17 protein-coding genes are annotated in these 19,138 nt (G+C 73.9%); 4 read left to right on the top strand and 13 right to left on the bottom strand.

All coding sequences use genetic code 11. The features are described from left to right. Positions 1 to 41: 41 nt before the first annotated feature. Entirely contained in the window at positions 42 to 521 is a 480-nt protein-coding gene (locus BUE45_RS29255; RefSeq protein ID WP_073384159.1) for a COG4315 family predicted lipoprotein, read from the bottom strand. Between the two features lie 190 nt (positions 522 to 711). On the opposite strand from BUE45_RS29255, the gene BUE45_RS29250 reads away from it, so the two are divergent. Continuing rightward, entirely contained in the window at positions 712 to 1,659 is a 948-nt protein-coding gene (locus BUE45_RS29250; RefSeq protein WP_073384158.1) for a CHRD domain-containing protein, read from the top strand. Between the two features lie 103 nt (positions 1,660 to 1,762). Here the strand turns inward: BUE45_RS29250 and BUE45_RS29245 are convergent, their stop codons facing one another. From BUE45_RS29245 to rpmG, 6 genes are all read right to left on the bottom strand, one after another. Beyond that, complete coding sequence (locus tag BUE45_RS29245) at positions 1,763 to 2,416, bottom strand: hypothetical protein (protein WP_073384157.1); 654 nt, start codon at positions 2,414 to 2,416, stop codon at positions 1,763 to 1,765. A gap of 82 nt (positions 2,417 to 2,498) precedes the next feature. After that, a complete protein-coding gene (locus tag BUE45_RS29240) occupies positions 2,499 to 3,332 on the bottom strand; it encodes a MetQ/NlpA family ABC transporter substrate-binding protein (RefSeq protein ID WP_073384156.1) in 834 nt (277 codons plus the stop codon). 166 nt (positions 3,333 to 3,498) lie between these two features. Then, the gene (locus tag BUE45_RS29235; RefSeq protein ID WP_245833547.1) at positions 3,499 to 5,874 is read right to left on the bottom strand and encodes a lysylphosphatidylglycerol synthase transmembrane domain-containing protein; all 2,376 of its coding nucleotides are present in this window, start codon (positions 5,872 to 5,874) and stop codon (positions 3,499 to 3,501) included. A 129-nt stretch (positions 5,875 to 6,003) separates the two neighbouring features. Further along, complete coding sequence (gene rpmF / locus BUE45_RS29230) at positions 6,004 to 6,174, bottom strand: 50S ribosomal protein L32 (protein ID WP_073384155.1); 171 nt, start codon at positions 6,172 to 6,174, stop codon at positions 6,004 to 6,006. A gap of 60 nt (positions 6,175 to 6,234) precedes the next feature. Next, on the bottom strand, positions 6,235 to 6,477 hold the full coding sequence (locus BUE45_RS29225) for a type B 50S ribosomal protein L31 (RefSeq protein ID WP_073384154.1): 243 nt from the start codon (positions 6,475 to 6,477) through the stop codon (positions 6,235 to 6,237). Positions 6,478 to 6,535: 58 nt separating this feature from the next. Next, on the bottom strand, positions 6,536 to 6,700 hold the full coding sequence (rpmG, locus tag BUE45_RS29220; protein WP_073384153.1) for a 50S ribosomal protein L33: 165 nt from the start codon (positions 6,698 to 6,700) through the stop codon (positions 6,536 to 6,538). A gap of 179 nt (positions 6,701 to 6,879) precedes the next feature. On the opposite strand from rpmG, the gene BUE45_RS29215 reads away from it, so the two are divergent. Then, positions 6,880 to 8,673 (top strand): PhoX family protein, encoded by a 1,794-nt coding sequence (locus BUE45_RS29215; RefSeq protein WP_073384152.1) that lies wholly within the window; start codon positions 6,880 to 6,882, stop codon positions 8,671 to 8,673. 58 nt (positions 8,674 to 8,731) lie between these two features. On the opposite strand, the gene BUE45_RS29210 is transcribed toward BUE45_RS29215, so the two are convergent. Both BUE45_RS29210 and BUE45_RS29205 read right to left on the bottom strand, forming a co-directional pair. After that, on the bottom strand, positions 8,732 to 9,478 hold the full coding sequence (locus BUE45_RS29210; protein WP_084738109.1) for a YqeB family protein: 747 nt from the start codon (positions 9,476 to 9,478) through the stop codon (positions 8,732 to 8,734). Between the two features lie 20 nt (positions 9,479 to 9,498). After that, positions 9,499 to 10,710, bottom strand: a complete 1,212-nt coding sequence (locus tag BUE45_RS29205) for an amidohydrolase family protein (protein ID WP_073384150.1) — start codon at positions 10,708 to 10,710, stop codon at positions 9,499 to 9,501. Positions 10,711 to 10,768: 58 nt separating this feature from the next. On the opposite strand from BUE45_RS29205, the gene BUE45_RS29200 reads away from it, so the two are divergent. Beyond that, positions 10,769 to 11,407 carry a TetR/AcrR family transcriptional regulator gene (locus BUE45_RS29200; RefSeq protein ID WP_143173517.1) on the top strand — a complete coding sequence of 213 codons (639 nt, stop codon included), beginning with the start codon at positions 10,769 to 10,771 and terminating at the stop codon, positions 11,405 to 11,407. Between the two features lie 123 nt (positions 11,408 to 11,530). Here the strand turns inward: BUE45_RS29200 and BUE45_RS29195 are convergent, their stop codons facing one another. From BUE45_RS29195 to BUE45_RS29180, 4 genes are all read right to left on the bottom strand, one after another. Then, a complete protein-coding gene (locus BUE45_RS29195; protein WP_073384148.1) occupies positions 11,531 to 13,297 on the bottom strand; it encodes an ABC transporter ATP-binding protein in 1,767 nt (588 codons plus the stop codon). 42 nt (positions 13,298 to 13,339) lie between these two features. After that, positions 13,340 to 14,353, bottom strand: a complete 1,014-nt coding sequence (locus tag BUE45_RS29190) for an ABC transporter permease (RefSeq protein WP_073384147.1) — start codon at positions 14,351 to 14,353, stop codon at positions 13,340 to 13,342. Positions 14,354 to 14,438: 85 nt separating this feature from the next. After that, positions 14,439 to 16,190, bottom strand: coding sequence for an ABC transporter substrate-binding protein (locus BUE45_RS29185; RefSeq protein ID WP_073384146.1), 1,752 nt, complete (start codon positions 16,188 to 16,190; stop codon positions 14,439 to 14,441). A 113-nt stretch (positions 16,191 to 16,303) separates the two neighbouring features. After that, positions 16,304 to 17,359 carry an ABC transporter permease gene (locus tag BUE45_RS29180; RefSeq protein WP_073384145.1) on the bottom strand — a complete coding sequence of 352 codons (1,056 nt, stop codon included), beginning with the start codon at positions 17,357 to 17,359 and terminating at the stop codon, positions 16,304 to 16,306. Positions 17,360 to 18,178: 819 nt separating this feature from the next. On the opposite strand from BUE45_RS29180, the gene BUE45_RS29175 reads away from it, so the two are divergent. After that, positions 18,179 to 19,138: an IS481 family transposase gene (locus BUE45_RS29175; protein ID WP_073378321.1), complete on the top strand. Its 960-nt coding sequence runs from the start codon at positions 18,179 to 18,181 to the stop codon at positions 19,136 to 19,138.

The raw sequence follows: 19,138 nt of genomic DNA, 5'->3' as shown, positions 1-19,138 counted from the left end.
GCCGCCGGCATCCGGGGGCGGCCCCGGCGGCCCCGCCGCGGCTACGGCAGGTCCCTGATGAGGGAGCCGTCCGGGGCGACCAGGAACCACTCCTCGTCCAGGCCCTGGCCGTTGCTCTCCTCCGCCAGGGCGTCGCCGACGTAGTAGTACAGCGGCCAGTCGTTGTAGACGACCTGGACGACGCCGTCGGTGCGCTCGGTGGTGTCCAGCAGCGCCGCGTCGAGCCCCTCGCCGAGTTCCACGCCGTCGGCGCCGGCGGCGGCGGTGAGCGCGGGCCAGGTGGCGATGCAGTCGGCCTCGCAGACGCTCTCGGCGTCCTTGTCCTTGGTGAACCCGTAGAGGATGCGGCCCTGGGTGTCGGCCAGGGCCGTGCCGACCTCGCTCTCCACCAGGGTGATCCCGACGGGTTCGGCCCCGGCGGGGGCGGAGGGCTCCGCCCCGGCGCCGCCGGAGCCCCCGGCGGAGCAGGCGGTGAGGGCGAGCAGGGCGCCGGCGGCCGCAAGAGTCACTCGGATGCGCATGGTTCAGGTTCTCCCCGTCGTGTCGGTCGTGCGTCGTTCGGATGCGGATACGGGGGAGCGCCGCGGGCGGTTCACCGCGAAGGCGCGGGGGCGGGTGAACCGGCGCGGCCCGGGCCCCGTACCCGTCACTGATCGCCGCTCCCCCGCGGAGCGGCGGCCCTGTAGCAGACGAACGGGGACGGGAACCTCCATGCGCACACGAATCATCGCCGCGACGGCCGCCGCCGCCCTGGCCGCGACCGCCGGGACCGCGTACGCGGACGGGCACGGCGGCCACGGGGGCCAGGGCGCCCCGGCCGGGGGCGGGAACAAGGCACCGGTGCTCAACTCCACCAAGGGCGAGGAGACGGTCTTCTTCACCGCCGAGCTGAGCGGCGCCGAGGAGGTGCCGGACCCGGACGGCCCCGCGGCGGGCGACCCCGAGGGCCACGGGCGCGCCCTCGTCTCCGTCAAGGGCGACCGCGTGACCTTCGCCCTGGAGTGGGAGGGCACGCAGGCGCCCACCCTGGGCCACATCCACCGGGGGGCCGCGGGCGAGAACGGCGAGGTGCGGCTGGTCTTCTTCGACACCGCGCTGCCCGGCACCCTCACCGCCGTGGCCGGGCAGACGACGGTCACCGACGAGGAGCTGGCGCTGGAGCTGCTCACCGACCCGGGCGGGTTCTACGTCAACCTGCACACCGAGGAGTTCCCCGGCGGTGCGGTCCGCGGGCAGCTGACGCCCTCCGGGCAGCGGCTCAACGTGCTGAGCATCATCGAGGGGTCGGGGCTGGTGGCGGTGGCCGACGGCGCCCAGGAGGTGTTCACGCCGGAGAAGCCCGAGGTGGGCGACCCCGACGGGCGGGCCTCCGGCTTCTTCCGCCCCGAGGACGGGACCGTGGCGTTCTCCACGGCCTGGACCAACGTGGCGCCGCCCACGCTCGGCCACCTGCACCGGGGCGCGGCGGGCGAGAACGGCGACGTGGCCGTGGAGCTGTTCGCGGGCGAGCTGCCCGGCACGGTGTTCGCCGTGTCGGGGACGGTGGGCCACGTGGACCCGGGGGTCACCGGGCGGATCGCCGCGAACCCGCACGACTACTACCTGAACCTGCACACGGGCGAGTTCCCCGACGGGGCCGTCCGGGGCCAGCTGTTCTGACCCCCGCGCCCCGCCCCGCCGCACCGTCCGCGCCGGGGCGGCGGCGCCCGGCCGGGGCCCTGCGTGCGGCGGTCCCCGGGGCGGGGGCCGTCCGGGCGGGAGGTCAGTCGCGGACCGGGTCCACCGAGGCCAGGGCGCGGCGCAGCAGGTCCGCCGGGTCGGCGGCGCCGGGGTCGAGCAGGGCCGCGGTCTGCGCGGTCGGCTCGCCGAGGAGCACTCGGGCCGCGGCCCGCTCGTCGACCGGCCGGCCGTGGTAGTGGCGGAAGTGGTCGGCGTAGTACTCCTGCGGAGCCTCGTCGGTGAGGCCCCCCAGCAGCCACCCGGAGCCGTCGTCCATGTCGCCGGGGACACCGGTGGCCCAGGCGGTGCTCCCCTCGCGCCACCAGATCAGGGCGCTCACCGCGAGCGGGTCGCCGCCCTCGAAGTCCGGGTCGGCGAGCAGGCCGGCGAACTCCGCGGGCAGGGCGTCGACCGTCCCGGGCCGGTGCTCCTCGTCGTTGGCGTAGGGGCTCATCCCGGACTCGTGGTCGAAGCAGCGGATGAGCGCGGCCGTCCCGGAGAAGGCGATCACGTACTCGTCCCCGCCCCCGTTGGACATGGTCGCCAGGTCCCACCCGGGCCGCCACTCCGCCCGGAAGGCGTGCTTGCGGTAGCGGGTGTCCGGGGCGACCAGGAACTCCAGCAGCGCCACCCGGCGGGAGAGGTCCCGCAGGCGGGCGGGCGCGGGCAGGCGGCGGGCGGTGTCGGGTGCGTTCATGCGCCCATTCAATCCGGTCCCTGCGACGGCCCGGCCGCCCGCCCCGGACGGGGCGGGCGGCCGCGGAGGTCCGGGCGGGCGCTCAGCCCCGGGCGGCGGGGATGACGCTGCCGCCGAACTCCTCCTCGATGAACGCCGCGGTCTCGTCCGAGGTGAGCAGCTCCACCAGGGTCGCCACGCGCGGGTCGTCGGCGTTGTCGGCGCGGGCGGCCAGGATGTTCACGTACGGGTTGTCCTCGACGGCCTCCAGGAGGATCGAGTCCTCCTCGAAGTCCAGCCCCGCCTCCTGGGCGTAGTTGTTGTTGACGATCGCCGCGTCCACGTCGTCCAGCGAGCGCGGCAGCTGGGCCGCCTCGACCTCGCGGAACACCAGGTCCTTGGGGTTCTCCTCGATGTCGTCCAGGGAGAAGGTGGCGGCGTCGGTGCCCTCGGCCAGGGTGATGAGCCCGCCCTCCTGGAGCAGCAGCAGGGCGCGGAACTCGTTGGTGGGGTCGTTGGGCAGCGCCACCTCGGCCCCCTCGGCCAGGTCCTCGGCGGCGTCGACCTCGAAGGAGTACAGGCCCAGCGGCGGCAGGTAGACCGGCTCGACGGCGACCAGGTCGGTGCCGTTGCCCTCGTTGTACTCCGCCAGGAACGGCTCGTGCTGGTACAGGTTCACGTCCAGCTGGCCCTCGGCCAGGGCGGCGTTGGGGGCGATGTAGTCGGAGTACTCGACGATCTCCAGGTCCAGCCCGGCGTCCGCGGCGAGTTCGGCGTCGACGAAGTCCAGGATGTCGCCCGCGGGGACGGCGGTGGCGCCGACGGTGAGGACCTCGGTGCCCTCCGCGGGGGCGGCCGCGTTCTCGGAGGGGGCGCCGCAGGCGGCCACCGCCAGGACGGCTGCGGCTGCGGGGGCGGCGAGGATGGGGCGGCGCATCGTCGGGGTCCTTTGCACGGTGGCGGGCGGCGGTGCGGTGCCGCCCGGACATTTCCTAGTCACCCGACCATAAATCAGGATTAACCGCTTCCGCGACCGTGCGCCACTTTCTGTGACAAAAGGCACGGACCAGGACTTTTCCGACGCCCTGCCAGGCTACCCCCGCTCAGACGGCCTCCCGCCGCTGGAGGTAGGAGAACGCCGCCCAGCCCGGCAGCACCGGGAACCAGAACGTGAAAACCCGGAACAGCAGCACCGCGGGCAGCGCCACCGCCGCCGGGACCCCGGCCACCGCCGTCAGCCCGCCGATGAGCGCGGCCTCCACCGCGCCCAGCCCGCCCGGCGTGGGCGCCGCCGAGCCGATGGCGTTCCCGGCCAGGAACACCACCGCGACGGCCACCAGGCTCACCCCGGCGGGGTCGGGGGCGAACGCCAGCACCGAGAAGTACAGGCACAGCACGAACGCCACCGTCAGCAGCACCGTCCCGCCCAGCCCCGTCGCCAGGGAGGCCGGCCGCTGGAGCGTGTCCAGCAGCCGGGGCAGCACCCCGCGCAGGTAGGGCCGGACCCGGTCGGCCAGGGCCCGGCGCAGCCGCGGCGAGAGCAGCACCGCGGCGACGATCGAGGTGACGGCGATCGCGATGGTCACCACCGTCGGCGAGGGCGTGAACCCGGTCCAGTACGAGGTCCCGGTCAGGTACGCGCACACCAGCAGCAGCGGCACATGAACCAGCAGCCCGACCAGCTGGCCCAGGCCCACCCCCGACAGCGCCAGCGGGGTGGACGCCCCGGCCTTGATCGCGAACCGGGTGTTGACCGCGATCGACCCCAGCCCCGCCGGGGCGGCGATGCGCACGAACGACGCCGCGTACTGCACCAGGACGCTGCGCCACCAGGGCAGCCGGACCGGCACGAACCCGATGAGCACCATGGCCGCGGCGACCATGCACGCCGTGGCCGTCGCGAACGCGGCCAGCGCCCACCCGGGGTCGGCCCGGCCCACGGCGCTCAGGTCCACGCCCGTGAGCTGGTACAGCAGGACCAGGCCGACCGCGGTGGCGACGATGACGCTCACGACGGTGCGCGGCCGCATCCGCTCCACCCGCGCCGGCTCGGCGGGGGCCTCGGGGGCGACCTCGATCACGGCCGCGCGCAGCCGGCCCAGCAGCCCCTTGCGGGCGCGCAGCGCGCGGCGCAGCGGGTAGGGCAGCCCGGGCGGCTGGAGGAACGGCAGCATGGCGGCGGTGGCGGGCACCCCCAGGGCGCGCACCGCCGAGGCGACGGCGCGCTCGGCGCCGACCCGGGCGGCCAGCAGGGCGACCAGCGCCGCGTCGTCGAGGGAGACGGTCAGCGGCGGCGCCGCCACCGACCCCCGGCCCACCCCGGTGAGGACGATCCCGCCGTCCGGGCCCGTCCCGACCGTGGCCCCGTGCAGGTTGCCGTGGGCGACGCGGTGCCGGTGCAGCCGCCCCAGCGCCTCCCAGCAGCGGTCGAGCAGGGCGTCGGTGAACTCCTCCCCCGCCAGGTCGTCCAGGGGGCGCACGTCGGGCAGCTCGCGCACCAGCAGGACCGTGCCGGGGCGGGGCTCGCCGACGGCCAGCACCCGGGGTGTGGCCACCCCCGCGGCGCGCACGGCGTGGGCCATGAGCGCGGCGTGCTCGGCGCGCCGCCGCACCCCGTAGAGCATGCGGGGGGCGAAGGGGCCGCGCAGCAGCAGCAGGTCGCGCAGCCGCCGCCAGAACCCGAGGGTGTTCTCGGAGCCGAGCACGACGGCCTCGGCCCGGCCGCCGCCGGCCAGCTCCACCAGGTGGCGCGGGTCGCCCTCGGGGTCGGTCCCGGCGGGGACGACGTCGACGGGCTCCAGGCCGAACCTGCGCAGCTCCGCGCGCAGCAGACCGTGGGCGGGGGGCGGGGTGCCCGCGCCGACCGCGTAGCCCAGCAGCCCCGAGCAGGTCACCCCGGCGATCACGGTGAGGAGCAGGGCGGACAGGCTGGTGACCCCGGCCAGCAGGGCGCAGGCGGCGGAGGTGGCGGTGGCCGCCCACAGCAGGGAGCGCACCCGGGGCTGTCCGGCGGGCATGGTGAGCAGGTAGGCCAGGGCCGCGGCGACGTAGCCGAGGGTGGCGCCGGTGAACAGGTCGACGGGGGCCCCGGGCGCGACGGCGGGGGTCCGGCCGGGGCCGATGAGCGTGAACAGGACCGCGTTGACCGCGGAGGTGAGCGCGTAGGCAGCGACGGCGGCCGAGCCGGCCCGGAGCAGGTCGCGCAGGGCCCCGGCGAAGAGGGCGAGCAGCGCGGAGGCGCAGACCAGCAGGACGAGGGCGAGGTTGGCGCCCACCGCGGCGAGGAAGAGCGGCCCCGAGGGCAGCAGCGCGCGCAGGGTCCCGGGGCCGATCAGGCCGTCGGTGACCGCGCGCACGGCGAGCAGGAGCACCGCGATCAGGCACAGTCCGCCGACCCCGACGAAGAGGTCGACGGGGCGGCGCGGGGCGTGCACGGCGGCGGGACCGGGGGGCGGGGTCCCCGTGGCGGTTGTGGTCACCCCACCAGCCTGCCCGACCGGCGGAGTGTTCGAGCACCGGCGCGGGGGCGTTTCGCGCGGTCGGTCGCGGACCGGACCCGGACGCGGCCGCGGGGGCGCCCGGCGGGCGCCCCCGCGGCCGGCGCGGCGTCAGGCCGGCGGGGGCAGCAGCCCGCGCCGGTAGGCCGGGACCAGGTTGCGCGGGACCAGGTACTCGCGGCCGGCGAGGGTGAGGGGGACCAGGTCGGGGGCCTGGGCCCGCCACTGGGAGCGGCGGGTGCGGGTGTTGGAGCGCGACATCCTGCGCTTGGGTACGGCCATCGTGTCCTCCGTCCGTGTCGGCGGCGGGGCCGGGGCCCCGCCGTCGGTCGTTCCCGACCGTTACTTGTTGTACCGGCGCTTGAAGCGCTCGACGCGTCCGGCCGTGTCCACCACGCGGGCGTTGCCGGTGTAGAACGGGTGGCTCGCGCTGGAGATCTCGACGTCGACCACCGGGTAGGTGTTGCCGTCCTCCCACTCGACGGTGGCGTCGGAGGTCCGGGTGGACCGGGTGAGGATGGCGAAGTCGCCCGCGCGGTCGCGGAAGACGACCGGGCGGTAGTCGGGGTGGATGCCCTGCTTCATGGCTGTACGCCCTTTCCGGGGTCGGTGTGCGTGGTGGCGGCCGGGGTGCGGCGCGGGGTCAGCGCTCTTCCCTGAAGTCGACGTGGCGGCGGACCACCGGGTCGTACTTGCGCAGGGTGAGGCGGTCGGGGTCGTTGCGCCGGTTCTTGCGGGTCACGTAGGTGTAGCCGGTCCCGGCCGTGGACTTGAGCTTGATGATGGGGCGGACGTCGTTGCGCGCCATGGGCCTCTCCTTCGCCGGTGGACCGGCTGCCGTGGTGTGCCAGTAATAAGAAAATGATAACCGTTTTTATTTCCTCCTCGCGACGCGGAGTCCGCCTGCGGGCAATTCGTCACTCTGTGTGGTTATGTCGTCACCATTAGAGAGATTCGTCGCGTCCGCGACACACCCCGGAGGGGACCATGACCGACCGCACCCGGCCCGCGGGGGACCCGGAACCGCACTCACCCGCCGTGACCCGGCGCCGCCTGCTGTGCTCGGCGGGCGCGGGGGCGCTGGCCGCCGCGCTGGCCGGCCTGCCCTCCGGCACGGCCCTGGCCTCCCGGGGCGCCGTCGTCCCCGACGACGGCGCCCCGGGCTTCACCGAGGTCCCGGTGGCGGGCGCCGACCGGCTGACCGTGCCGCCCGGGTACACCGCCCGCGTCCTGCTCCCCTGGGGCGCGCCGATCGCCCCGGGCGGGCCCGCCTGGCGGCCGGACGCCTCCGACACCGCCGACCGGGCCCGGCAGCAGGTCGGCACCGGGCACGGCGGCCTGCACTACCTGCCGATGGGCCCCTCCCGGGCGGGCACCCGCGACGGCCTGCTGGTGCTCGGCCACTCCACCCTCGATCCGGTGCTGCTGCACCCCGGCGCGCACGGGGCCGGCACCGCCGAGGGGACCGCCAAGGAGATCGCCTCCCTGGGGGCGACCGTGGTGCGGGTCGAGCTGGCCGAGGGGCGCTGGCGGATGGCGCACGACGAGCTGAACCGCCGGGTCACCGCGGACACCCCCGTGGTGTTCTCCGGGCCGCTGGCCGGGCACGCCGCCCTGGACACCGGGGAGGAGCCGCTGGGCACCACCGGCGGGTCCGCGCACGCGGTCACCCCCTGGAACACCTACCTGACCGGGGAGGACACCTTCGCCGACGCCTTCGGGACCCGGGAGCGGTCCTGGCGGCCCGGGGCCGCCCACGACGCCTACGGCCTGACGGCGGACTCCGTGCGCGGCTGGCACCGGCACCTGGACCGGTTCGACCTGGCGCGCACGCCCGGGGAGGCCGACCGGTTCGGCTGGGTGGTGGAGATCGACCCGTTCGACCCCCAGGCCCCGCCGGCCAAGCGCACCGCCCTGGGGCGGCTGGGGCACACGGGGCTGGCCGTGGGCGGCTCGCGGGGGCGCCCGGTGGTGTACATGAGCGACACCGCCCACGTGTACAAGTTCGTCGCCGCCCGGCCCTGGGCGGAGTCCCGCAGGCCGGGGTCGAGCCCGCTGGACGAGGGCACCCTGTACGCGCTGCGGCTGGACGGGGACGGGACGGGGGCGTGGCTGCCGCTGGCGCACGGCCGGTCCGGGCTCACCGCCCGGGACGGGTTCGCCGACCAGGCCGCGGTGCTGCTGCGGGCGCGCGAGGCGGCGGCCGCGGTGGGCGCGACCGGGTTCCAGGGGCCGGGGCGGCCCGCGGTCCACCCCGACAGCGGCGAGGTGTACCTGCCCGAGGCCGACGGCGGCGGGGGCGGCCGGCTGATCGCCTGGACCGAGGGGGCGGGCGACCACGCCGCGACCGTCATGGCCTGGCGGGAGTTCGCCCGGGCCGGGGCGGGCCGGGGCACGGTGTTCGCCTCCCCCGGCGGGGTCTTCTCCGGGGCGGACGGGCGGATGTGGATTTCCACCGACGTCGCCCACCTGGGCCGGGACGCCTCCCGCGAGCAGCTGGGCAACAGCGCCCTGCTGTGCGCCGACGCGGCGGGCCGGAGCGTGCGGCGCTTCATGACCGGACCGCGCGGCTCCGGGATCGCCGGGGTGGGGGCCACCCCGGACCAGCGGACCCTGTTCGTGGCGGTGCGCGGCCCGGGGACCTCCGACGCCCGCTGGGGGGAGCCCACCGCACGGAACCCGCGGGCGGTCGGCAACTGGCCCGGGTTCGACCCCGGGGGCCGCGCCCGCTGCGCGGTGGTGGCGGTGCGCAAGGACGACGGCGGGATCGTCGGCACCTGACCCGCCGACCCGGCCGCGCCGCCGCCCCGGCCGGGTGCGGCGGCGCGGCCGGGCCCCGTCAGTCGGTCCCCGGTACCGGCCGTCCCCCGCGGGCGGGCAGCGCCCGCCAGTACTGGCGCCGCTCCCGGTCGCGCACGACCAGGCCCCGTCCGGCCAGCTCGGTCCGCAGCCCGGCGGCGTCGTCCGCGTCCTTGCGCTCCAGCGCCTCCTGTCGGGTGCGCAGCAGCGCCTGCGCGTGCGCGTCCAGGTCGGGTGTGCCGTCCAGCCAGCGCAGGAAGTCGCCCTCGTGCGGATCGGCGTCGGACCACGCGTACCCGTGCGCCTCGAACGCGGCGCGCAGCCGCTTCTCCCCGTGGTCGGTCACGACGCGGACCGCCTCGGCGGTGTCGGTGTCCAGGACCACCAGCTCCCGGCCGTCCAGGAAGGCGGTGCCGAAGCGGGTGCGGGCCACCTCCGCGGTCCCGCCGGAGGCGGTCACCCGCACGGAGTCCGCGCCGGCCTCCACCATGACGGCCTCCTCGTAGGACATCAGCGCCAGGAGCCCCCCGCCCAGCAGGCCGACGACGGCCAGGACCGCGGTGAGGACCGGGCCGCTCACCCCGGCCAGGAGTTCGACCTTGTCCGGGCCCGGCAGGAACGGCAGCGCCAGGACCCAGTCCGGCAGGGCGAGCAGCCACCCCGGGAGCAGGGACAGCAGCCCTCCGGCGGCGGCCCCCAGCGGCGGGAGGACCCCCCATACGAACAGGTGGTGGCCCGCCCCGTGGCGGACGACGGCGGGCGGGCCCGCGGGCTCGGCGGCGGTCACGTTTCCTCTTTCCCGGATCTTCACGGTGTCCCTCCTCGGAGACGGCGGGTGCGTCGGCGTCCCGCGCGGGCGGCGGGCCGGCCCCCGCGCAGGACCAGGGCGACCCGGCGCAGGGGGTCGGTCCCGGTGTGCGGGTCGCCCCGGACGACCAGCAGGTCGGCCGGGGCGCCGGGGACGAGCGCCGCCCCGGCGCCCAGGGCGCGGGCGGGCCCGGTGGTGGCGGCGGCCAGGGCCTCGCGCGGGGTGAGGCCGCAGGCGGCCAGCAGCTCGACCTCGCGGACCAGCCCCGCCCCCGGGGGCACGGCCGGCATGCCGCTGTCGCTGCCCGCCAGCACGGTGCCGCCGGCCTCGTGGAACTCCCGGACCCGGCGGCGCAGCGTGCGGGCGGTGTCGGCGTCCAGCAGCGCCTCGGTGACGGCCAGGGTGGGCGCGAGGGTGGTGCCGCGCGCCACCAGGGCCTCCAGCAGCTCGGCGGGCCAGCCCGCCAGGGGGCCGCGCGGCTCCAGGTGCTGGAGGTGGTCGGCCCCGGCCTCCAGCAGCTCGGCCAGGTCGGGCAGGGTCCCCCAGTGGGCGACCACCGGGACGCCGTGCCGGTGGGCCTCGTCGGCGATCGCGGCCAGCACCGCCGGGGCGACGGGTTCCAGGGACCTCCGGGCGGGGTCGCCCCGGTCCTGGACGACCTTGACCACGTCGACGGGGTCCGCGCCCCCGGCCAGCGCGGCCACCTGCTCCCGGGCGTGGTCGGGGCTGCGGGGCACCCGGACCCAATCGTCGTCGGGCGAGGCCCCCAGGGTGGCGACCGGGTGTCCGCCGGGGGCGGTGAAGAGCGGGCCGGCGATGCGCACACGCGGGCCGGGCAGGGAGCCGTCGGCCGTGCGGCGGCGCAGCTCGTGGACCCAGGCGTCGTCGTCGCCCAGGCTGCACACGGTGGTGACGCCGTGGGCGAGGAAGGCGCGGCGCCCGCGCGGCTGGAAGCGCAGGTGGCCCAGGACGGCGCCGGCCAGGGCGAGCGGGCCCGCGCCGCCGGGGGCGCCCAGGTGGACGTGGGTGTCCACCAGGCCGGGGAGCACGGTGTGGCCGGGCAGGGCGACCTCCCGGGCCCCGGCGGGGACGGGAACGTCGCCGACGGCGGCGACCCGCCCGCCCTCGACCACGACGGTGCCCTGGACCGGCTCCAGGCCGTCGCCGACCAGCGCGGTGACCCGCGTCAGCGCCAGCGCTGCGGTCTCCATGCGGCACTCCCCCTCCGGTGGTGGACTCTCTCCTAGTTGAGCATATAGGATCCTGTACATGCAACCAGGAAAGGATCCGGAGGGGTCCGGGGAGACGTTCGTGGAGGCCGCGCGCCGCGACCAGATCGTGCGGTCCGCCATCGCGACCATCGCGGAGGAGGGGTACGCCCGGGCGTCGTTCGTGCGCATCGCCGCGCGGGCCTCGATCAGCCCGGGCCTGATCACGTACCACTTCAAGACCAAGGAACGGCTGATGCGGCGGGTGATGCACGACATCGCCGCCCGGCTCGACCAGGCGATGGAGGGCGGCGGGGAGCCGCTGGAGGGGTTCGAGGACGCCCTGCGCCGGATCATCACCGGCAACGTCGGCTACTGCGCGAGCAATCCCGAGGAGATGGCGGCCCGGCGGGAGATCGTCTCCGCCGCCACCCTGCCGGCCGGGCTGCGCGCCGAACTCGACGCCCAGGAGCTGGCGGGGCGGGCCGAGCTGGGCGGCTTCCTCTCCGAGGGGCAGCGGCACGGGGAGTTCCGGCCGTTCGACACCGGGGTCTTCACCGACGCGCTGTTCGCCGCGCTGCGGGGGGCGCCGGCCGTGCTGCGCGGGCGCGCCGGGGCTTCCCCGGCCGACTACGGCCGCGAGCTGGCCGACCTCTTCTGCGCCGCGGCCACCGGGCGCCCGCCCGCGGCGCCCCGCTGAACGCCGGAGGGGGCCGGTCGCCGACCGGCCCCCTCCGCGGTCCGGCGCACCGGACCGCACTCCTGCGCACCCGCGCCGCGCGGGCGGGCCCCGCCCGCGGTGCGGGCGCCCCGCCCGGCCGCGTCAGGCGGTCCGGGCCGCCTCCGCGCGCAGCGCCTCGCGCTCGGCGCGCTGGCTGCGGGCCTCGTCCGGGTCCAGCAGCGGGGCAGCCGTCAGCAGCTGGCGGGTGTAGTCGCTCTGCGGGTTCTCGTAGATGGCGTCGCTGTCGCCCAGCTCCACCACCTCGCCCTTGCGCATGACCGCGACGCGGTCGCTGACCTGGCGCACCACCGCCAGGTCGTGCGCGACGAAGATGTAGGTCAGCCCGAAGTCGTCCTGGAGCTCGGACAGCAGCCGCAGCACCTGGTCCTGGGTGGACACGTCCAGCGCCGAGACCGGCTCGTCGCAGATGATCAGCTTGGGCTTGAGGATCAGCGCCCGCGCGATCGCGATCCGCTGGCGCTGCCCGCCCGAGAACGCGTGCGGGAACCGGTTGTAGTGGTTGGGCTGGAGGCCCACCCGCTCCAGCAGCTCCTGCACCTGGAGCTTGATCTTCTTGGTGTCGCGCTCGCCCTGCACCCGCAGCGCGGTGCCGACCGCGTCGCCCACGGTCACGCGCGGGTTGAGCGAGGAGTACGGGTTCTGGAACACCATCTGCACGTCGCGGCGCAGCGGGCGCAGCGCGCGCTCGGACATGTGCGTGATGTCCTGGCCCTCGAAGACCACCCGGCCCCGGGTGGGCTCCAGCAGGCGCATGATCATCCGCGACAGCGTGCTCTTGCCCGACCCGGACTCGCCCACGATGCCCAGCGTCTCGCCCTTGTACAGGTCGAAGCTGACGCCGTTGACGGCCCAGAAGTCGGTGGAGCGGCCCAGCACCCCGCCGCGCACCTTGAAGCTCTGCGCGACGTCCTCGACCTTGAGCAGCGGCTCGCCGCCCGCCGGGGCGGGGGTGAAGGCCTCGAACTTCGCCGGGTCGGTGACGGTGCCCTCGCGCTTCTCCTTGTCCAGGCGGTCGGACCGGTCCTGGGCGCGGCGCTGGGCGCGGGAGACCTCCACCCGCGGCACCGCCGCCAGCAGCGCCTGCGTGTACGGGTGCTCGGGCGCCGACAGCACCGTGCGCACGTCGCCCCGCTCCACCGCCACACCGTGGCGCATCACCACGACCTCGTCCACCGACCCCGCCACCACCGCCAGGTCGTGCGAGACCAAAATCAGCGCCATCCCCAGATCACGCCGCAACTCGTCCAGCAGGTCCAGGATCCGCGCCTGCACCGTCACGTCCAAAGCCGTCGTCGGCTCGTCCGCCAACAACACCTTCGGATCGCACATCAACCCCATCGCGATCACCACGCGCTGGCGCATACCGCCCGAGAACTCGTGCGGGTAGGAGTTGATGCGGTTGGCGGGGTCGGGGATGCCGACCCGGTCCAGGGCCCCGACCGCGTGGTTGCGGGCCTGGGCCTTGGAGGTCTTGGGGTGGTGGACGCGGTGGGCCTCGACCAGCTGGTTGCCGATGGTGTACTGCGGGTGCAGCGACTGCATCGGGTCCTGGAAGACCATCGCGATGTCGTTGCCGCGCATCGCCCGCAGCTGCCGGTCCGTGGCCGAGACCACGTCCTGGCCCGCCACCTCGATGGCGCCGGTGATCCGCGCCCGGCTGCCGCGGTGCAGGCCCATCAGGGCCAGCGAGGTCACGCTCTTGCCCGAGCCCGACTCGCCCACGATGCCGAGGGCGCCCCCGGCGGGCACCTCGAAGGACAGTCCGTTCACCGCCTGGACGTCGCCGTCCATGGTCGGGAACGTCACCCGCAGGTCGTCCACCCGGACGACGGGCTCGGTCGGGGCCATGTCACATTCCTTCACTAGAGCTGATCGGTACCGGCGCGGGGGTCAGCCCGCGATCCGCACCCGCGGGTCGACCAGCGGGTACAGCAGGTCGACGACCAGGTTGCAGACGACGATGAAGACGGCGCCCAGGAGCGTCACACCGAGCACGACCGGGAGGTCCTTGCCGATGATGGCGTCGATGGCGTAGGCGCCCACGCCCTTGAGGGAGAAGACCTTCTCCGTCAGGATGGCGCCGCCCAGGACCAGTCCCAGGTCCAGGCCGAAGATCGTCAGGATGGGCGTCAGGGCGGGGCGCAGGGCGTGCTTGAAGATCACCTTGCGCTCGCTCAGCCCCTTGGCCCGGGCGGTGCGGATGTAGTCCTCGCTCAGGACCTCCAGCATGCCCGCGCGGGTCTGGCGCGCGTACTGGGCGGCGTGCAGGAACGCCAGGGTGATCCAGGGCAGCAGCATCGCGGTGAACCAGGCACCGGGGTTCTCGGTCAGCGGCGCGTAGCGCGGGACCGGGAGGACCTTCCACTCGTGGACGATGAAGGCCAGGGCCAGCAGGCCGGTGAAGTAGATCGGCAGGGACACGCCCACCAGGGCGGTGCCCATGGCCAGGCGGTCGAAGACGCTGCCCCTCTTGACCGCGGACAGGACGCCGACGGCGACACCGCCGATGAGCCAGATCACGGCCGCGCCCAGGGCGAGGGACACGGTGATCGGCAGGCGGGCGAGCAGCTGCTCCAGCACGGGGCTGTTGGTGGTGAAGGAGTAGCCCAGGCAGGGGGCCGCGCACTCCACCGTCTCCCGGCCGAACTGGAACTGGTCGCCGAAGACCAGGGACCGGATGAAGTCGAAGAACTGCACGATGACGGGCTGGTCCAGGCCCAGCCGCTCCACCGTGGCGTCGAGCGCCTCGGGGGTCGGGGCCTTGCCCACGTACATCGCGGCCATCCCGCGCGGGGTCACGCCCGCCCACTTGGGCAGGACGTAGAAGATCCAGAAGGTCACCGCCGTGACGACGGCGAGCAGCAGCAGTCCCGCACCGAGGCGGCGAAGAATATAGTTCAGCATCGCGGTCGGCGGCGGGGGTCCACGGGGCCGTGGACCCCCGCCGCTTTCACCTGCCTTCTCGTACTAGTTCAGGCCGGTAGGGGCACTAGCCCCGGTTCACGCCGAGCGCCATGTAGTCGTACATGGCGTAGGACGACGTGTAGTAGACGTTGGTCAGCTCGTCCGAGCGGTAGAACATCGCGCGGTCGAACACGACCGGCAGGATGGCGGCCTGCTCGATCACCAGCGTGTCGATCTGGGCGTAGATCTCGGCGCGCTCGTCGGGGTCCTCGGTGGTGAGGGCCTCGTCCCAGAGGGCGTTGACCTCCTGGTCGTCCAGCTCGGAGGTGTTGTAGTTGCCGGTGGCCTGGATGGCGTCGCCCGAGGTGATCTTGTAGCCGAAGCCGTAGCCGCTGGCCCAGTCCGGGATCCAGCCGGAGACGCTCAGGCCGATGTTGTTCTCACGGACGTAGTCCTGGGAGCCGGCGTACTGCGCGAAGAAGTCCTCGGCCGGGAAGGTCTTGATCTCCAGCTCGATGTTGACGCGCTTGAGCGACTCCTGGAGCGACTCGGCGGTGGCCAGGTCGTTCGGGCGGCCGTCGCGGACGGCGATGACGGTCTTGAAGCCGTCGGACTCGCCGCACTCGTCGAGCTTGTCCTGCGCCGCCTCCAGGTCGCCCTTGTTGTCCTCGGACGGGTAGAGGTCGGACTCGGGGTCCGAGCCGGGGATGGTCGGCGGGAGCAGGTTGGTGGCCAGGTCGCCACCGGTGTCGCCGCCCCAGGCGCGGTGCAGGCTGTCGCGGTCCGCGGCGAAGGCGATCGCCTGGCGGCAGGCCGTCTCCAGGTTCGGGGTGTGGATGTTGACGTAGCGGAGCGCGCCGGACAGCGGGTTGTCCAGGTTGGTCTCGTACGACTCCAGGTCCTGGAGGAACTGGCTCTTCATGGTCGGGCCGACGCCGACGCCGGAGAGGTCCACGTCCAGCTCGCCGTTGACGATGCGCTGGTCGATCTCCTCCTGGGCGACACCGATCTCGACGGTGACCTCGTCCGGCAGGGCCGGGCGGATCGGGTCGGTGGCGCCGTCCCAGTTCTCGTTGCGGACCAGGTCCAGCTTCACGCCGGGCTCGTACTGGCCCTCGAACTTGTACGGGCCGGAGGAGAGGACGTTCTCCTTGTACAGCGCGCCGCGGTCGGCCTCCTCGGGGACCGGGGCGGTCTGCGGCTGGGTCAGGACGTAGGGGAACTCCGAGAAGCTCTCCTTGAGGTTGAACACCAGCGTGTAGTCGTCCGGGGTCTCGATGGCGGTGAACTCTTCCATCGGGTCCGAGGACTCGTAGACGTTGAACGGCTCCTGGTCCAGGCTGGACTCGAAGTAGCGCGGCCCGTTGGGCAGCTCGCCGCCGTTGTAGTTGGAGCGGGCGATCGCGTACTTGATGTCCTGGGCGGTGATCTCAGTGCCGTCCTCGTACTTGAGGCCCTCCTGGATCTTGACCGTCCACTGGGTGAAGTCGTCGTTGGGCTCGGGCATGCCCGCGGCGAGGTCCGTGGTCAGCTCGGTGGACGCCTCGGCCGGGGCCGGGGTGAACGCCAGCAGCGTACGGGCGTAGTAGCGGGTGAAGTTCCAGCTGAAGCCGTAGTACGTGTCGCCCGGGTCGGTGGAGTCGAAGTCCGACGAGATGGCGTAGCGCAGGGTGCCGCCGGTCTCCTCGGACGGGTTCACGACACCGGTGGAGCCGGCGTCGAAGGCGGCGGCGGCGTCGGAGCCGCCGTTCTCGCCGGAGTCACCGCTGCCGCACGCGGCAAGGAAGATGGACGCCGCCGCGCCGAGTGCGACGAAGCCGAGGGTGCGTTTCCTCAAGGAAGTACCTCTCTTGCGAACCTGATGTGGGGATGGGTGGTGCCGTCCGTGCGGACGTGCGCCCTTGTGGGGGTGCGGGCCGAGCGGGTGGGCCGCGCACCGGGCGTACGGTCCTAGTCGGAGGTCTTGGGGTCGAAGGCGTCTCGGAGGCCGTCGCCGAAGAGGTTGAAGGCGAGGACGGTGACGAAGATGGCCAGACCCGGGAAGATGATGAAGTACGGGGCGGTGGAGTAGTGCGCCACGGCTTCGGAGAGCATCTTGCCCCAGCTCGGGGTGGGCGGGTTGATACCGACGCCCAGGAAGCTCAGGGCCGCCTCGAACAGGATGTTCGTGGGGATGAGCAGGGTGGAGTAGACCAGGATCGGCGTGATCAGGTTCGGCAGGATCTCCTTGAAGAGGATGTGCCGGTTGCTCGCACCCAGGCTCCGGGCGGCCTCGACGAACTCGCGCTCGCGCAGCGAGAGGGTCTGGCCGCGCACGATGCGGGCGATGTAGGGCCAGTTGAAGAACCCGATGATGAAGACGATGACCGCGATGCGCAGGCCGTTGCCCTCCAGGCCGATGAAGCCGTTGGGGATGACGCCGACCAGGGCGATCGCGAAGAGCATCAGCGGGAAGGCCAGGAAGATGTCCATGGCCCGGCTGATGACGGTGTCGACCCAGCCGCCCTTGTACCCGGCGATGATGCCGAGCAGGGTTCCCAGGGCCACGCACAGCAGGGTGGACAGGAACGCCACCAGCAGGGAGATCTGCGCGCCGTAGACGATGCGGCTGAACAGGTCGCGGCCGGTCTTGGGCTCCAGGCCCAGGAGGTGGTCGCCGCTGATGCCGCCCCAGTTGTCGACCTCGGGGATCAGTCCGCCGACCGGCTCGGTGTTGTTCGGGTCGGCGTAGGGCAGGCCCGTGTTGGGCTCGATCAGGTCCTGGTTGAACTGGGTGGGCGGCTGTCCCAGCCACTTGGCCAGCAGGGGGGCGAAGATCGCGGCCAGGATGAGCAGCACGACGATCACGCCGGACACCATCGCGACCTTGTCCTTGCGCAGGCGCTGCCAGGCGATCTGGCGCAGGGACCGGCTGTCGGCGTCGCCGCGCCCGCCCGGCACCTTGGCTGCCGCGGCCGCAGCCTCGGGCTGCTCGGCCGACTCGGGGGCATGCGAGGGCGCGCTCATCAGGCCACCACTCTCCACTCATACGCTTCTGGCCGAGGGGGGACGGATCCCACACGTGAGGCCTGTGGGGGGTGACCCATGCGGGTCTCACGGGTGGGGCCGGCCGGGTCTCGACGCTGGCTGGCGTGGGCGCCGGGCCTGCGGTGCGGGAGGTTGGCCCGCCACCGCGGACCCCGCCCGCGAACGTGTCCTGGGTCCTACGAGGAGTTGGACACATCCACAGGGCGTTCCGCCCGGGTTGTTACACAGCGACAAACCTACTCGGCCCCGGGGTGCATATCGTCCAATCTGCGCCCATGTAGCTAAATCGTGACAAACAAACAGAAAAGCCACATATAACGACAAATGCCTTGATAGTTCGCATTCATCGGATGACCGCTACGAGCTGGGGAGACGCGGGTATATCGCCGGGCCAACCTTACGTCCGCTTCCGGGGCAAGTCATCACGGGGGCGGACAAGCTATGGCAAGTGCTATGAGTCCTGGCGGGTCGATGCGGATCCGTGACTGTACGGAGTCCTCGCTGTAGGCGGACGTCCGGTCGCCCCGGGGTTTCGGGCACTCTCTGTGATTTCGGAGGCCCGGTGGGGCGCCTGCTCACGGATGGGGCGCACGGGTCCGACGTGGCCCAGGGGTCCCGAGCGCACACGAAGGGCCGCCCCGCGCGAACGCGGAGCGGCCCCGGACGACGGACCGGCGGCGGCCCTAGTTGTACTGACCACAGAGGTTGGTAACACCCACCCCGCCCGACACACACGAAGAGGGCCTTCGGTATCGGTGTGGATTGCGACATCTGCACCGACTCACCAGAAGGCCCTCGATGCCCCACACTACCCACCCCAACGCCCGCCTCACACCCGCCGGGCGCCTGGCCCTGGCCCGCTGCGTCGTGGACGACGGCTGGCCGCTGCGCCGGGCCGCCGAACGCTTCCAGACCAGCCCCACCACCGCCAAACGCTGGGCCGACCGCTACCGGACCCTCGGCGAGCCCGGCATGCACGACACCTCCAGCCGCCCCCACCACAGCCCCCGGCGCACCCCCACCCACCGCGAGCGCCGGATCATCAAACTCCGCATCCTCCACCGGTGGGGACCAGCCCGCATCGGCGGCCACCTGCGCATGCACGCCTCCACCGTCCACCGCGTCCTGACCCGCTACAAGTGCGCCCGCCTCACCCACCTGGACCGGGCCACCGGCCGTGTGGTGCGCCGATACGAACGCGAGCGGCCCGGCGAGCTGGTCCACGTGGACATCAAGAAGCTCGGCAACATCCCCGACGGCGGCGGCCACAAGACACTGGGCCGCGCCCGGGGGCGCAAGAACCGGGCCAGGGCCGGGTACGCCTACCTGCACAACGCCGTGGACGACCACTCCCGCCTGGCCTACTGCGAGATCCTGGCCGATGAGAAGAAGGAGACCGCCACCGGGTTCTGGGAACGCGCGGCCGCCTACTTCGCGTCGGTGGGCATCGTCGTGGAGCGGGTGCTGACCGACAACGGGTCCTGCTACAAGTCCCACGCCTGGCGGGGCCTGCTGGCCGGCCAGGGCATCGAGCACAAGCGCACCCGCCCCTACCGTCCCCAGACCAACGGCAAGGTCGAGCGGTTCAACCGCGTCCTGGTCGAGGAATGGGCCTACGCCCGCCCCTACACCAGCGAGAGCGAGAAGCGGGAGGCGTTCACAGGGTGGTTGCACCACTACAATCACCACCGGTTCCACACCGCCCTCGGGGGCCCTCCCGCTTCCCGCGTACCTAACCTCTCAGGTCAATACACCTAG

The sequence above is a fragment of the Nocardiopsis flavescens genome (assembly GCF_900141985.1).
Classification (GTDB): Bacteria; Actinomycetota; Actinomycetes; order Streptosporangiales; family Streptosporangiaceae; genus Nocardiopsis; species Nocardiopsis flavescens.
This window is presented reverse-complemented; position numbering and strand designations above follow the sequence as displayed.

What these genes read in the sequence shown, in the direction of transcription:
- BUE45_RS29240 (WP_073384156.1), bottom strand. Translation starts at nt 3,332, where the DNA reads ATGCGCCGCCCCATCCTCGCCGCCCCCGCAGCCGCAGCCGTCCTGGCG.
- BUE45_RS29200 (WP_143173517.1), top strand. Translation starts at nt 10,769, where the DNA reads ATGCAACCAGGAAAGGATCCGGAGGGGTCCGGGGAGACGTTCGTGGAG.
- BUE45_RS29205 (WP_073384150.1), bottom strand. Translation starts at nt 10,710, where the DNA reads ATGGAGACCGCAGCGCTGGCGCTGACGCGGGTCACCGCGCTGGTCGGC.
- BUE45_RS29175 (WP_073378321.1), top strand. Translation starts at nt 18,179, where the DNA reads ATGCCCCACACTACCCACCCCAACGCCCGCCTCACACCCGCCGGGCGC.
- BUE45_RS29215 (WP_073384152.1), top strand. Translation starts at nt 6,880, where the DNA reads ATGACCGACCGCACCCGGCCCGCGGGGGACCCGGAACCGCACTCACCC.
- rpmG (WP_073384153.1), bottom strand. Translation starts at nt 6,700, where the DNA reads ATGGCGCGCAACGACGTCCGCCCCATCATCAAGCTCAAGTCCACGGCC.
- BUE45_RS29255 (WP_073384159.1), bottom strand. Translation starts at nt 521, where the DNA reads ATGCGCATCCGAGTGACTCTTGCGGCCGCCGGCGCCCTGCTCGCCCTC.
- BUE45_RS29190 (WP_073384147.1), bottom strand. Translation starts at nt 14,353, where the DNA reads ATGCTGAACTATATTCTTCGCCGCCTCGGTGCGGGACTGCTGCTGCTC.
- BUE45_RS29245 (WP_073384157.1), bottom strand. Translation starts at nt 2,416, where the DNA reads ATGAACGCACCCGACACCGCCCGCCGCCTGCCCGCGCCCGCCCGCCTG.
- BUE45_RS29180 (WP_073384145.1), bottom strand. Translation starts at nt 17,359, where the DNA reads ATGAGCGCGCCCTCGCATGCCCCCGAGTCGGCCGAGCAGCCCGAGGCT.
- BUE45_RS29250 (WP_073384158.1), top strand. Translation starts at nt 712, where the DNA reads ATGCGCACACGAATCATCGCCGCGACGGCCGCCGCCGCCCTGGCCGCG.
- BUE45_RS29225 (WP_073384154.1), bottom strand. Translation starts at nt 6,477, where the DNA reads ATGAAGCAGGGCATCCACCCCGACTACCGCCCGGTCGTCTTCCGCGAC.
- rpmF (WP_073384155.1), bottom strand. Translation starts at nt 6,174, where the DNA reads ATGGCCGTACCCAAGCGCAGGATGTCGCGCTCCAACACCCGCACCCGC.
- BUE45_RS29195 (WP_073384148.1), bottom strand. Translation starts at nt 13,297, where the DNA reads ATGGCCCCGACCGAGCCCGTCGTCCGGGTGGACGACCTGCGGGTGACG.